8 protein-coding genes and 1 pseudogene are annotated in these 14,088 nt (G+C 42.8%); 5 read left to right on the forward strand and 4 right to left on the reverse strand.

What is annotated here, in order from left to right:
• Window positions 1-91 precede the first annotated feature (91 nt).
• Window positions 92-1,588: an FAD-dependent oxidoreductase gene (locus tag GQY27_RS06040; protein WP_236570515.1), complete on the reverse strand. Its 1,497-nt coding sequence runs from the start codon at window positions 1,586-1,588 to the stop codon at window positions 92-94.
• Window positions 1,589-1,914: 326 nt separating this feature from the next.
• Between GQY27_RS06040 and GQY27_RS06045 the strand changes: the two genes are divergently transcribed.
• Window positions 1,915-4,734, forward strand: a complete 2,820-nt coding sequence (locus GQY27_RS06045; RefSeq protein WP_160032649.1) for a glycoside hydrolase family 3 protein — start codon at window positions 1,915-1,917, stop codon at window positions 4,732-4,734.
• A 222-nt stretch (window positions 4,735-4,956) separates the two neighbouring features.
• A complete protein-coding gene (locus GQY27_RS06050; protein ID WP_160032650.1) occupies window positions 4,957-7,389 on the forward strand; it encodes a bifunctional diguanylate cyclase/phosphodiesterase in 2,433 nt (810 codons plus the stop codon).
• A 567-nt stretch (window positions 7,390-7,956) separates the two neighbouring features.
• Here GQY27_RS06050 and GQY27_RS06055 read toward each other — a convergent pair.
• Window positions 7,957-9,216 (reverse strand): DUF438 domain-containing protein, encoded by a 1,260-nt coding sequence (locus GQY27_RS06055; protein ID WP_160032651.1) that lies wholly within the window; start codon window positions 9,214-9,216, stop codon window positions 7,957-7,959.
• Between the two features lie 353 nt (window positions 9,217-9,569).
• Between GQY27_RS06055 and GQY27_RS06060 the strand changes: the two genes are divergently transcribed.
• Together GQY27_RS06060 and GQY27_RS06065 are read left to right on the forward strand one after the other, a co-directional pair.
• Window positions 9,570-10,643, forward strand: coding sequence for a MerR family transcriptional regulator (locus GQY27_RS06060; protein WP_160032652.1), 1,074 nt, complete (start codon window positions 9,570-9,572; stop codon window positions 10,641-10,643).
• 64 nt (window positions 10,644-10,707) lie between these two features.
• Window positions 10,708-11,993, forward strand: a pseudogene (locus GQY27_RS06065) (amidohydrolase).
• 7 nt (window positions 11,994-12,000) lie between these two features.
• Here the strand turns inward: GQY27_RS06065 and GQY27_RS06070 are convergent.
• Window positions 12,001-12,279, reverse strand: a complete 279-nt coding sequence (locus GQY27_RS06070; RefSeq protein ID WP_160032653.1) for a hypothetical protein — start codon at window positions 12,277-12,279, stop codon at window positions 12,001-12,003.
• Entirely contained in the window at window positions 12,276-12,779 is a 504-nt protein-coding gene (locus tag GQY27_RS06075; RefSeq protein WP_160032654.1) for a helix-turn-helix transcriptional regulator, read from the reverse strand. The genes GQY27_RS06070 and GQY27_RS06075 overlap by 4 nt, the downstream gene beginning before the upstream one ends.
• Before the next feature lie 191 nt (window positions 12,780-12,970).
• Between GQY27_RS06075 and GQY27_RS06080 the strand changes: the two genes are divergently transcribed.
• Window positions 12,971-13,912 carry an aldo/keto reductase family protein gene (locus GQY27_RS06080; protein WP_160032655.1) on the forward strand — a complete coding sequence of 314 codons (942 nt, stop codon included), beginning with the start codon at window positions 12,971-12,973 and terminating at the stop codon, window positions 13,910-13,912.
• The last annotated feature ends 176 nt before the right edge of the window (window positions 13,913-14,088 follow it).

Consider the following 14,088-nt stretch of genomic DNA (forward strand, 5'->3'; position numbering starts at 1 on the left):
TTCTGTTCTTTTCAATACCATAATTTTATAGAAAAGAAACAAGAAATTTATGGGTAGGTGATGATTTCCCAAAGCTTAGTAAGACTACATCTTAAGCATCCAGCTTCTTAAGCGGTTCGGAAGCAGGGCCTTCCATGACCGTTCCATCATAGGAATAACGGGAACCATGGCACGGACAATCCCAGGAGCGTTCCCCTGAATTCCATTCGACTTCACATCCAAGATGAGTACATGTACGGTCTACAAGATGTACTTTGCCCTCTGGATCTTTATAGGCGCCTGCCCGCTTCCCTTCATGCCATACGACCGACCCTTCGTCTGTCCCCAGATCACTAAGTTTAGGATGAGAAAGATCTACTTTTCCTATAATTAATTCTTTTACTACATTCAAGTTTTCTTTGATTGCATTTTTGATTGAAGGATCTGCTTTGAACCGGCCCGGATCATATAACTCCGCATAAGGATTGCTTCTCTTCATGATGAGATCGGTAAGAAGCCTTCCTGCAACGGTTCCCGTTGTCATACCCCATTTACCATACCCTGTTCCGACGAATACCCGGTTGTAGGCTCCTCCAATAGGACCGATAAAAGGAACTTTATCGATCGTAATCAGGTCTTGCGCTGACCAGCGGAAGTATACTTTTTTAACACCAAAATATTCACCGGCAAATTTGAGGAGTTCTTCATAATGTTCATGTGTACTGATGCCTTGTCCCGTCTTATGATTCTCGCCGCCGACAATCAGCAGATTCTTATCACCATACTGTACAGAGCGCAGGGAACGTTCCGGTGTATCAATGCTAATGTACATATCCCCTTCATAAGAGGTTTCCGGTTCGATGGCTATTGCATAGGAACGTTCGGCATGCATACGGGCAAAATACAGCCTAGGGTCATGGAAAGGGAAGTGACTTGCGGACACAACATATTTACTTGTAATATGGTGGTCACTATTCTCTAAAAAGACTTTTACATGATTCTCATTCTCTTCGAGATTCGCTGCTGTCGTTTTTTCATAGATTTGAACACCGAGGCTGACAAGCTCCTCCGTTAATCTTCTAAGGTATTGAAGCGGATGGAAACGTGCCTGATTTGGCAGACTGATGCCGCATACCGCTGGGACAGGAATGGTTAGGCGGTCATGCCATACACCCGGGATGCTAAGCTGTTTATAAGCGTCAAATTCATCCTCCATTTTCTTTTGTTCTTTCTCATCTTCTGCTTGAAGATAGATATACGCATTCTCTTCACTTAATTGGCAGTCGATCTCCATCTCGGTAACGACACTGCGGATAAAACGAAGGGCTTCTTCATTTGCTTCATAGTACAGCCGAGCTTTTTCATGGCCAAAGTGCTGCAAGAGTTCGTTATAGATCAGACCGTGCTGGGAAGTGATTTTAGCAGTGGTGTGGCCTGTTGTTCCATTAAGGATCATGCCTGCCTCAACCAGAGTCACTTTGTATCCTTCTTTGGCAAGAAGATAAGCGGTAGTTATACCGGTGATGCCTGCTCCAACGATCGTAACATCCGTAACTAGATTTTCCTGCAGTTTAGGAAATGTTGGCAGAGGAGTAGTATCACGCCACATGGATTCTGGGTTCTTGGGCAATTCGGTAGCGGACCAAGGTTCAATATGGTTATTCACAGCAAAAAACCTCCTATTTATAGTCGTTCCATTGTACATACGAGTCTATTTTTCAATTATTACCACCCATATATAAATAGAAACTCTGCGTATGGATATATTTTGGAAATAAATCCAGCTGTGTGTTTTTTGTCCTACTAATTCTGCAGACCAGCTCTTATACTAGATACTATAAAACGTTTTAGAAAACAAAATATGGGTATTGTAAGCGATTCACTTTTGGTATTATTGGTAAATAAGCCAATTTGGTAATCAAAGGAGAAGAGAACATGACAAAAGCGGTGCAATTTCCTTTTCAAGATACAGAACTTGATTTAGATCTGCGTGTAAAAGACCTGATTTCTAGATTTACGCTGGATGAAAAAATAGAATCGATGTTACAATACCAACCTGCTATCGAGCGACTGGGTGTAGGCGCTTACAAACATGGAACTGAAGCAGCACATGGTCTCGCTTGGTTGGGTGAAGCAACGAGCTTTCCACAGCCGGTAGGTCTTGCTCATACGTGGGATACGGAACTGATGGAAGAGATCGGTTCTGTTATTGGGGATGAAGCAAGGGTGTTCTACAAACGGAATCCAGAAGTGAACGGGCTGACCTTGTGGGCACCCACGGTGGATATGGAGCGGGACCCAAGATGGGGACGTAATGAAGAAGCATATGGAGAAGACCCTGAGCTTACAGGTGAACTGACAACGAGCCTTGTCAAAGGTATGCAAGGAGATCACCCTAAATATTATAAATCGATAGCGACATTGAAGCATTTTCTGGCTAACAATAATGAAGTGGATCGCAGCAGCGGGTCTTCAAGTATTGATCCTAGGAATATGCGTGAATATTATTTGAAAGCTTTTGAGAAGCCTTTCTTAAAAGGCGGAGCACAGTCCATGATGACAGCTTACAACTCCATTAATGGAACGCCGGCACTGCTGCATCCTTTTGTCAAAGAAGTAGTCAAAGGCGAATGGGGAATGGATGGCTTTATTGTCAGCGATGCAGGTGATGTGATGGGAATTTACAATGACCACAAATATTATGATTCACATACGCCGGGAGTAGTAGAATCCATTCATGCCGGCATTGACAGTATTACAGATGATGCGGAATTATCTAAAAAAGCCATAAGAGAAGGACTCCAGATAGGGACACTAATGGAGTCAGATCTTGATGAGGCGCTATTTAATACATTCCGTGTGCGCTTTCGCCTAGGAGAATTTGATCCAGCCGAGATGAATCCTTACGCCTCCATTGGGGAAGAAGCATTCATGACCGAAGAAGCAAAAGCCTTATCATTAAAGGCAGCGAAGAAACAAATGGTTCTTTTGAAAAACGAAAAGAATATGCTCCCGCTGAGCAAAGAGAAGCTGCAAAGTGTGGCTGTTATCGGTGAACTTGGCGGCGTAGTCCTTCGGGATTGGTATGCAGGTACCCTTCCTTATAAAGTGACTCCGCTTGAGGCCATTCAGAAGAAGCTTGCAGGCAAACAAGTACAATACTGTGATGCGAATGATCGCATAACTCTTACTTCTGCCGCGAGCGGTAAAAAAGTCGGGGTATTAGACGGGGAGAACGCGCCTTTAGCAGCCAATGGCACAGCAGAGACGTTTGTTTTATCAGACTGGGGATTTGGAAGTGTAACGCTGCGTGCGGAATCGAGCGGTAAACTACTTACATCTGACGAAGAGCAGTTAACTGCATCCGCAGATGAAGCGTACGGCTGGTTCGTAAAAGAAATTCTTCATCTCTTGCCGCAAGAAGATGGTACGGTAGGAATCAGTACCTGGAACGACAAAAAAGTGACAGTCCCAAATGGCGGCACTGCGGCTCTCGCTGTGAACGAAACAATTAGTGAAATAGGCACAGCAGAGAAATTTAAACTGGAAGTGGTATCTGATGGTATTGCAGAAGCAGTAGAAGCAGCTAAATCAGCGGATACAGCGATTGTTTTTGTAGGGAATAATCCGCTGATTAACGGAAAAGAAGAGATTGACCGTCCGGGTCTTGAGCTTCCTCAGTCGCAGCAGCGTCTAATAGAAGCAGTTTATGCGGCGAATCCAAATACAGTCGTCGTTGTCGTAGGAGCCTATCCTTTTACAATGAACTGGGTAGAAGAGAACATCCCTGCGATTCTATATACATCTCATGCAGGACAGGAGATCGGAAATGCGATTGCGGATGTCTTATTCGGGGATTATGCACCGGCAGGCAGACTGAATATGACTTGGTATAAATCGGAAGATCAACTGACTCATATCAAAGATTATGACATTATCAAATCGGAAAGAACGTATCAGTATTTCAAAGATGATGTGCTGTATCCGTTCGGACATGGCTTAACGTATGCTTCTTTCAAGTATGACAATCTTAGACTGAGTGCGAATGAGATCAGTGAAGAAGATGTAATTACGGTCAGTGTAGAGATTACGAATGTTAGTCAAGTTTCAAGTGATGAAGTAGTTCAATTCTACATTCGTGCTAACGAGTCCCGTGTGAAGCGTCCGCTCAAAACCCTGAAAGGATTCCGCCGCATTCACTTATCACAAGGGGAGACGAAGACCGTTACTTTTGAATTGCCGGCCTCTGAGCTTGCATTTTGGGATGTAACGCGAAACAAATACTGTGTAGAGACAGGCAGCTATCGTATTCTGATTGGAAGATCATCTGCAGATATTCAGGTTTCTGCTGACATTCAGGTGAATGGTGAATTCATCCCTGCCCGGAATTTGGCACTTGAAACACGTGCAGAGAATTACGATGATTACAGCGGTGTTGATCTGGATGAGTGCAAAGAAAGCGGAAGCTGTGTAAGATCCTTAGAAGATATCAGCTGGGTACTTTATCAAGGAGCTGATTTTGGAGAGAGAAGTGTGGGCTTTACGGGACGTTTATCCAGTGAATTTACAGATGCAGAGATAGAGATTCGTCTTGGCGCGCCAAATGGAATGCTTGCGGGTACGGTGCAAGTCGCGGCAAAAGGAGTACAGGGCTGGCAGACGGTATTCACTACACTTACTGAAGCAGCAGGAATGCAGGACGTTTATGTTATTCTTCCCAAAGGCGTTCGAATGAGTCGATTTACGATTGCCTAGGAAGGGAATTTATCTCCTCTGTTGTTGATCCAAATCATTGAGCATTGTCTTGTTTGGCACATTTGCCAGGCAAACAATGCTCTTTCTTTATAAAAACGCATGCTTTCGTATAAGTTGTCATCACTCAGGATCTGTAATGTTACATTTTAGGTTCATAAGGTCGATATATTATACAGGTACGTAATTTTTGGTGGCAATCGCCACTTGTGGAAGAGGTTGTCCATGCATATAGAACATATACATAATTCTTATGATCACATTTTTGTTTTTTTCTCTTATGTTATTGCTGTATTCGCTTCGTATAATGTTCTAAATCTAGCCAAGACCATTAGCAGCTCCAGAGGGAAAAGTTACGGACTTTGGCTTTTATATGGCGCTGTTGTTATGGGAATGGGGATATGGTCGATGCACTTTGTCGGCATGCTTGCTGTTAACTTTGCGATTCCCGTCTCCTACAATTTTGAGATTATCATTGCGTCTGTCATCGTCGCTATTATCGCTTCATTCATTGCTCTCTATATTGTTGTTCATCAGAAAGTATCCAAAAGAAGATTGCTGGCAGGTGCTTCTCTCTTCGCGATCGGAATCTCAACAATGCATTACATTGGGATGGAGGCAGTTGATCTTAAGGTAACGTATGATCCTTTCTATTTTATTTTATCTATTGTAATTGCCTTCGCAGCGTCGACTACTGCTTTAGGACTTACTTTTTATTTTCTCGGAAATCAAAAGTACCGGGAGCGAGGGAAGAAATTCGGAAGTGCGTTATTAATGGGAACAGGGATTGCTGGAATGCATTACACGGGGATGGCAGGGGCCCACTATGAAATAAGTCTTGAGCGTGAACCCGCAGTTATGATGATTAAGGAGGAATGGCTCGCTTATTTTATTACCATAGGCTCCATACTTACACTTGCGCTCTCTCTTCTAGGATTATATATAACAAGACGGTTTGCACGTCAGGAGATGGCGAAACAGGAAAGCGAGAAATGGTACAGATCCTTATATGAAAGTAATCAGGACGGCATTATTTCAGTTAATTCAGAACATATCATTATTGGATTCAACCCGGCAGCTGAAAAAATCATGAAAATCAATGAAGAGAATTATAAATGTAAACCAATCAGCTCCATTCTTCCGATCTTTGTGTCCGATCAGCATGAATACTTAAAAGACATGTATCGCCGCTCATCAAAAGGAGAAATTCTTAGATACGAATCAGCTATCCATCATCATAGCGGAGAACAAATCGACCTGAGTATGGTAAATACCCCGGTTCTTGTCGATGGAAACGTGATGGGGAACTACATCATTGCAAGAGACGTAACGGAGGAAAAAAGAATAAAGGAAAGAAACCATTTTCTTGCCTTTCATGATGAGCTTACTGGGCTTCCCAATCGGCGAATGTTCAATCAAGATTTATCAGACATGATTATAGAGCAGCAAGAAAGCGGCAATTCTTTTGTCGTCATGGTCATGGATATGGATCGTTTCAAAGTCATTAATGACTCTCTTGGACACGCATATGGTGATCTATTCTTACAGCAGATGAGTAAGCGTATTAAGCAATGTTTAGCTGGTGAGAGTGCCGTCATCTCACGTATGGGTGGAGATGAGTTTGCTATTTTGCTGAAAGAGGTTAGGAACGAAGAAGAAGCAGTCCTGTTGGCTGAACGGATCATTAAGGAAATGGGTCTGCCTTATCAGCTTAAGGATAACGAATATTATGTTACCGCCAGCATTGGGATTGCGATTTATCCGCAGCATGGGATCGATGCCGTACAGCTGCAACGAAATGCAGACATGGCAATGTATGAAGTAAAGAAGCAGGGGAAAAACAATTTTCATTTTTTCTCTAATGAGCTTAATGCTCAAATCACTGAACGTGTCGAACTTGAAGGAGAGCTTAGGAAGTCTATTGAGAGAGAAGAGTTTGAACTGTATTATCAGCCTCAGTTCCACGCAGGGGAAGGAAAGCTGATCGGAGTAGAAGCGCTCGTGAGATGGAACCATCCAGAGAAGGGAATACTGTCGCCTGCTCTATTTATTCCTGTTGCAGAAGAGATTGGTCTCATAACGAACCTTGGAACTTGGGTGCTTCGTGAAGCTTGCCGTCAGATGCATAAATGGCATGAAGAAGGTGGACCTTTAATTCCCGTATCTGTAAACCTGTCATCACAACAGTTCTATCAGCCGCATCTTGCGAGAGATATTAAGAAAATACTAGAAGAGACCGGACTTCAGCCGGCATATCTAGAACTTGAGATTACGGAAAGTATGATGATGGATGCGGAAACATCGAGTGAGATTCTTGAGGAGTTATCAAGTCTTGGAATACGGATTAGTCTCGATGATTTCGGGACCGGATACAGCTCTCTTAGTTACTTGAAAATGTTCCCGATTAACAAACTGAAGATCGATCGTTCTTTTATCCAAGATATCGCGGTAAGTGACAATGACAAGGCCATTGTAGCATCTATTATATCCATGGCTCAGCACTTGAAGATGGACGTGATTGCAGAAGGAATTGAGACAAAGGATCAACTGGATATTTTAGTTGCGAGTAATTGCAGTGAAATTCAGGGTTACTATTACAGTCGTCCTTTGCCTGCGGGAGAACTGGCTTCTACCTTTTTATCTCCGCTCCATAAGTAGTAAAGGTTATCTATACAGTGTATAAAATGTACCGTTTACCATTCCCTTATTTTATAAGTATATGTAACAATTTGTTAATTATCAAATAAAGGATCTTAGAAATTCTATAGCTCATAACGATGTTATTTTTGACGCCCGGTTTAGAAGTAGCACTCCAAATAGAGCCTTAATACAGAGTCTTGAAAGTGACACGAGAATACGTAATATTACTTTTAACACTATTGTCGATTATTTCATACTCGTGATTTACCTTCTAAAAAGCTTTAAATTAACTAAGACAGAACTGATGAAGACTATGAACAGATTTGAATCAGCAATTGATGACGCTAAGAGTCAGATACCGCAGACCATATACAATCAGATTTTTCTTCCAGATACAAAACATAAATTAAGTACACTTAGACAGTTTATTTAGGAATTGCTGCATATTTTAGGAGCAAAATGTATAATATAGATATTGAATAGCGGTGGCTGTTTTCGGACTACCACCTGAGGGAACCGGATTTTCCGGTTCCCTTTTTGTATTCCAGAACTAACTATGCAATTTATATAGTACCGTCGCTTTACTTATTCAGAGAGTATCCGTTTTTGACCCGACAGTTCCTGGATCGGCTTAATATTTTGAGTGAATTCAAGTGTACCTAGATAAGTACCTTCTTCATCTCTAACGGCAAAATAGCGGATATAGACAAATTTATCTTTGAAAGGAATCCAGAAATCTTCCGAGTCTTTGACACCTGCTTTGAAATCAGCAAGCAGCTGATTAACGACATGAACGCTTTGCGGGGGATGGCAGTTTTGAACACTTCTGCCGATGACCGCCTTGGTCCGAACGAAGATTCTTTCTGGCCCGTGTGAGAAATAGCGTACAATGTCATTCTCATCAATAAAGGTGAGATCCACCGGTAAATGATTGAGCATTGTCTCGAGCTGTTTAACTGACAAAGTGCCGGTACTCATACGAACAAATCCTTCTTGCAGCGGAGAAGAGTCTCCTCCGGCACCTGTGCCTGGTTCCGCTGCTCTTTCGGGAATCCACACTTGATCGGGTGCAGTCAGACAATACCCAATCTCTTCACTTTGAGCTGCAATCTGAAGCCATTCATCTTCTGTCAGTTTACCAAGAGCCATAGGTAACAAAATATGTTCCTCTTTATAGATCATTTCTGTGACTTCGGTCAAGACACGTTTTGCCAGATCCACTAATGCTTCGGCATCTCCATCAAAAGCAGTGAGTTTCTGTTTCACTTCTTTAATTCCAATTCGAATACCGTCATCTACCGCCCACATTACTTTCGTCGGTCCATAAATGCCGTATTTTTCGAGAAAAGGAAACAGCACATTTTCTTTGCGGCTGTAGTGTTTGTCTACATCATACAGGAGACTGAAATCCTCCAGCAGCTGCAGGCGATTTGCCTCCCCTGGGTCCTTAAGAAAACGATCCAGATGCAGAGCAATTTTAAAATTGGTAAGTTGATCAATTTCCTTGTTCTCCATTTTAAAGGTATGCACTGGATGTCCAGGCTGTTCTTCAGGTTTGTTAGATCTGTGTATATCTTGGATGGAACCTTTGAATACCGCCGCATGCACACTGCACAGTCTTTGTACTTCTGTTACGGGTATTCCTTCTTCCTGCATGAGAATTTGCTCGAGTTCCGAAATTTCATCAACTGATATTTCTCCAACCGCTTGATTGAATTTTCCCTTTACTTCTTCCACGCTTTTCCCATGGTGTAGCTCTTTAATAATATCCTTAAGTACATTTATACGTGTAGTTCGATCAGAAGCAGAAACTCCATTTTCACGGTTATTAATTAATTCACTCATGTTTTCACCCCTATTATTTTTTATCTGAATCAATTTCATAACTCATTAAAACGATAAATTTGTAACTATATATAGACAAATAAAACCATTTTGATCTATATATACTCCTGATTAAAGCAACTAAAGGTATTATGAAATTGATTCAATCTATATAAAAGCTTCACTTTTTTCTTATTTACATCATTAAGTTACCATCCCTCTACGGCCTAGCTTGTGATTACAAACACAAATAAAATGGAATTTCATTGAACAAAGAAAGGTAACCGTCTTTCTCGTGAAAATCCTGCCAAGTCTACTTCTTTACCTTCACGCACCGTGAACGTTTATACTGATTTTATCAAGGGGGCGGGGATATGGATCTGTTGCTGATTAAAGATATTTCAGAACGGCTTCAAATATCGGCAAGAACAATTCGTTATTATGAGGAGAAAGGCCTGATCATACCTATAAAGCAGGAGAGCAGTGGCTATCGGATGTTTACAGAACAGGATGCAGCGAGACTTCAAACGATTGTTTCCTTGAGAGAGGTAGGAATGTCTTTAGAAGAAATCGGCCGTGTACTTGCGGAGATGGAAGCAGGGGACAGTGAAGATGTGCTTCATCATCTGGAACTGCAAAGAGCTGTTCTATTTTCTCAAATGGTGGAGATCAGGCAATCCATTGAAACGACAGATCGTATCATTGCAAAAGGGAAGGAACAGGCGAAGCTGGAGTGGGAGGATATCTATGAATGGACGGCCAGCCTGCGGTATGCGAAAAAGCTAAGGTCTACCTGGCGGGATCACTGGAATTATGACTCCCATGCCGTACATCATGACGAACAGGTAGAGAAAACTCAGCAGCAATATGGAGCCTATCCAAGTTACCGTACTGCCTTACAAAAGGTTCTGGAAGCTGTTCAGCCCCAGAAAGGAGAAAAAGGGGTCGATCTTGGAACAGGGACAGGCAATCTAGCTGCCTTATTTATGGAGAATGGGATAGAGATGAAAGGGATGGACCAATCCATTGCCATGCTGAGGGAGGCAGAGCGCAAACATCCGGGGTATGAGGTGAGGCTCGGTAATTTTTTGGCGATTCCTTATGATGATTATCAATTTGATTTTGCAGTAATGAGCTATGCTCTCCATCACCTTACAGAAGACCAGAAATGGCTTGCACTCCTTGAGGTTAAGCGAATTCTGAAGCCCCACGGACGCATTGGTATCGTCGATTTTATGTTTGAGGATCATCAGGCGAGAGAAGAGTATCTGCATATGCTCAGAGGAGAAGGGAGAGACGATGTCATCTCAGACTTTGAAAAATCCTATTATGCCGATCGTTCTCGGTTAACTGGCTTTTTAGAAGAACAGGGATACGTGACCAAGACGGAAGAAATCCAGAAAAGACTTCATTTTATCTATGCGGTCCCGGTAAGAGGATATTTATAAGTTTAGTGTTGACCTTCACGCCGCGTGATCCTTTACGCTTCTTTGTATTACAAAGGAGGTCATGATGATGAGACTAAAGATTGAGAATGCTTGGCTTGTTACGATGGAAGGAGAAGATTCTCTTTATAAGGGAGATCTGCTTATTGAGCATGATCGGATTATAAAAAGGGGAGACTGCTCAGCGGATGAGGCAGATGAAGTAATCGATGGGACCGGATTTGCGGTGCTGCCGGGACTCATTAATACTCATCAGCATAGTCCAATGAGCTTACTGCGAGCTTATTCTGATGATCTGAAACTGATGGACTGGCTCGAACAGAAAATACTGCCCGCCGAAGCGAATATGACAGAAGAAGATACTCGGGCAGGTGCACGGCTGGCTATGGCAGAGATGATTAAATCGGGAACAACGACTTTTGCAGATATGTACATTCATATGAGTGCAATTGCAGAAACGGTGGAGGAAGTGGGAATGAGGGCTTCCTTGACAAGGGGACTCGTATTTCATGAACCGGATGGTGGAGTAAGAATGGCAGAAGCACTGGATCTGATCGATCAGTGGCATGGAAAAGCGGAAGGACGAATAACGACGATGTTCGGCCCGCATGCCCCATACACCTGTCCGCCAGATGCTTTACGCCAGGTTGACTTACAGAGGAACGGGGTATCCCCATTCATATTCATCTAGCCGAAACGGTGGAGGAAGTATCAACCATACGTCAGAAATATGGACAGACTCCTGCGGAATATTTGCACGCCCTTGGGCTTTTTGATCAGTGTCATGTTCTATTGGCTCATGGTGTGCATCTCAGCGAATCGGATATTCAGCTGCTCAAAGGAATGCAAGGCGGGGTGTCCCATAATCCGGTAAGTAATCTGAAGCTGGGCTGCGGGATTGCTCCTGTTCATAAGCTGCAACAAGAAGGTGTAATGGTAGGACTCGGTACGGATGGAGCGGGCAGTGCAACAACACTTGATATGTTTGAAGAGATGAAAGCAGCCACATGGATGCAGAAATTGCAATATGGCGACCCCACGGTCCTCCCTGCAAAAGAGGTACTTAAGATGGCAACCATTCATGGTGCAAAGCTATTGCGGCTTGATCATGAGATCGGCTTATCTCCAGGTAAGAAAGCGGGCCTGATCCTGATCAACCTGAATAAACCGCATCTGACACCGCTGCATCAGCTTGAGTCACTGCTGGCTTATGGCGTAAGCGGTGCTGATGTGGACACGACCATTGTAAATGGAAAGATACTGATGCGAAACCGGAAGCTACTAACAATAGATGAGAAGGTTCTTCTTCAGGATGTGCAGATCCGAGCTGAACGCATCGTCCAGAGCGTATAGCAGGGGGCTACTTTCTTCTGCTCTGCTTTCTCCAGTTGCGAATGTAATTCGTAAGACCATCCAGAATAAGTCCAATCACAATCCAGGTAAATAGGTGAACTGCATAATGGATGTAGATATCCACTGGATCACCATAATCAAAGTGAAGTTGCCTATTTATAGGTCCCGTCAAAAAGAGACCCAGATGTTTTGAATCCCATTGTATATAGTCATCAACAATAATGAGAAGTGATAGAAAGGGGAGCCAGCATGTCCAGCGGGATCGAAGGAAGCGTAAAATTTTCATAGACTGACACTTTTCTTAGGATCATGACTTACGCGGCGATCCCAGTCTACAGAATTAGCTAGATCCGTAAGTCTTGCATGCGCCTCATCCTGATCAAATGTGCTATACCAGCGAATATGAGTGGTATCGAGAATCCGGTAGTGCATACTGATCATATTTTGCTGCAAAATATAATCGCCTTCTTGTTTAATTTCATTCCACCAAAGTTTACCCCCAAGGGTTCTGCCTTTCGGTCTTTCCAAAATGCTATGTGCGGCTATTTCGATAATTTCCATCGGTTCTTCACCGAGAATAGATTGGATCGTCAAACTTTCAGGGTGCAAAGCTACAAGGGCAACAACTGCAGTCCAACTTGCTTTGGAACGGCCTTTTTCAATTTGGACCAGTGTTTTTTTAGATATGCCGAGTACTTCAGCCATTTGCTCTTGAGTGTATCCCATTTCCTTACGTACCAGCTTGATTTTACCGGATAAGAGCTGAATGAGCTGCTCTTTTGTCATGATGATTAAGCTCCTTCCCGCCTGTACCTCTATAACAGTAGGTAACATTTGGTTATTCTAATTAGTGTAATTTTACACTCTTAAAAATAAACGGTCAATGATTCGTTAAGACTCTTTATTCATCCTTATTGTGGAGGGGTAATGTATAATGGGAATTATTACATATTTTGAATGGGAGGTTATCAGAAGAGATGAAGTACCGAAGATTAGGCGGCAGCGGCTTACAAGTCAGTGAAATTAGCCTTGGAAGCTGGTTGACCTATGGTGGATATGTCGAGCAAGAGAATGCAGTACGTTCCATTGAGACGGCTTACGATGCAGGTGTTAACTTCTTTGATACAGCGAATGTGTATGAACGTGGAGCAGCAGAGGAGCTTCTAGGCAAAACACTTCAGAATTATAAACGTGAGTCTTATGTTTTAGCTACAAAAGTCTTCGGTAAAATGGGCGATGGTCCGAATGACCAAGGTTTATCCCGTAAACATATTATGGAGCAGTGCGATGCTTCTCTAAAGCGACTGGGCACGGATTATGTAGACATTTATTACTGCCATCGTTTTCATTCGGGTACTCCTCTTCTGGAGACACTTCGTGCACTCGATGACCTCGTACGTCAAGGGAAAGTGCTCTATGTTGGTGTAAGCCAGTGGACTGCAGCTCAGATGGAAGAAGCGCTAGGGATTGCAGATCGTTATCTGCTGGATCGAATTGTGGTTAACCAACCTATATATAATATGTTCGAACGTTATATTGAAGACGAGATTATTCCGCTTGGGGAGCAAAAAGGCATTGGACAAGTCGTTTATTCTCCACTTGCACAAGGCTTGCTGACAGGTAAATATAATGATGCCTCTCGCATTCCTGAAGACAGCCGGGCGGCAAAGCTTAAATGGGATGATAAGAAAATAAGTCAGGAAAAACTTGAAAAGGTACGCAAGCTTAGCAGCGTTGCGAGTGAACTGGATGTGAAGGTGGGACAACTTGCACTGGCTTGGATCTTAAGACAGAAGAATGTTTCCAGTGCTCTTGTGGGTGCGAGCAGGCCGGAACAGATCCAAGAAAATATAGGAGCTTCAGGTATAGAGCTCAGTGAAGAAATACAAGATAAGATCGAGTCCATACTTTCGGAGTAAAAGTATTAGATAAAGGTAGATAGAGCTAGGTGAAATCCAGATTACACCCGGATTTCACCTAGCTCCTTTTTCATTAAACCAGATCAGTACACCGTTTATACAGGGATTGACTGGATATGAATTAAGATTTATACTTAATCTAAAAATAAATACTAATGATGCGGAATCATTTTATA

Origin of the sequence: Paenibacillus sp. An7 (genome assembly GCF_009870785.1) — a bacterium.
GTDB lineage: Bacteria > Bacillota > Bacilli > Paenibacillales > Paenibacillaceae > Paenibacillus.

What these genes read in the sequence shown, in the direction of transcription:
- GQY27_RS06075 (WP_160032654.1), bottom strand. Translation starts at nt 12,779, where the DNA reads ATGACAAAAGAGCAGCTCATTCAGCTCTTATCCGGTAAAATCAAGCTG.
- GQY27_RS06050 (WP_160032650.1), top strand. Translation starts at nt 4,957, where the DNA reads ATGCATATAGAACATATACATAATTCTTATGATCACATTTTTGTTTTT.
- GQY27_RS06040 (WP_236570515.1), bottom strand. Translation starts at nt 1,588, where the DNA reads ATGTGGCGTGATACTACTCCTCTGCCAACATTTCCTAAACTGCAGGAA.
- GQY27_RS06070 (WP_160032653.1), bottom strand. Translation starts at nt 12,279, where the DNA reads ATGAAAATTTTACGCTTCCTTCGATCCCGCTGGACATGCTGGCTCCCC.
- GQY27_RS06080 (WP_160032655.1), top strand. Translation starts at nt 12,971, where the DNA reads ATGAAGTACCGAAGATTAGGCGGCAGCGGCTTACAAGTCAGTGAAATT.
- GQY27_RS06055 (WP_160032651.1), bottom strand. Translation starts at nt 9,216, where the DNA reads ATGAGTGAATTAATTAATAACCGTGAAAATGGAGTTTCTGCTTCTGAT.
- GQY27_RS06060 (WP_160032652.1), top strand. Translation starts at nt 9,570, where the DNA reads ATGGATCTGTTGCTGATTAAAGATATTTCAGAACGGCTTCAAATATCG.
- GQY27_RS06045 (WP_160032649.1), top strand. Translation starts at nt 1,915, where the DNA reads ATGACAAAAGCGGTGCAATTTCCTTTTCAAGATACAGAACTTGATTTA.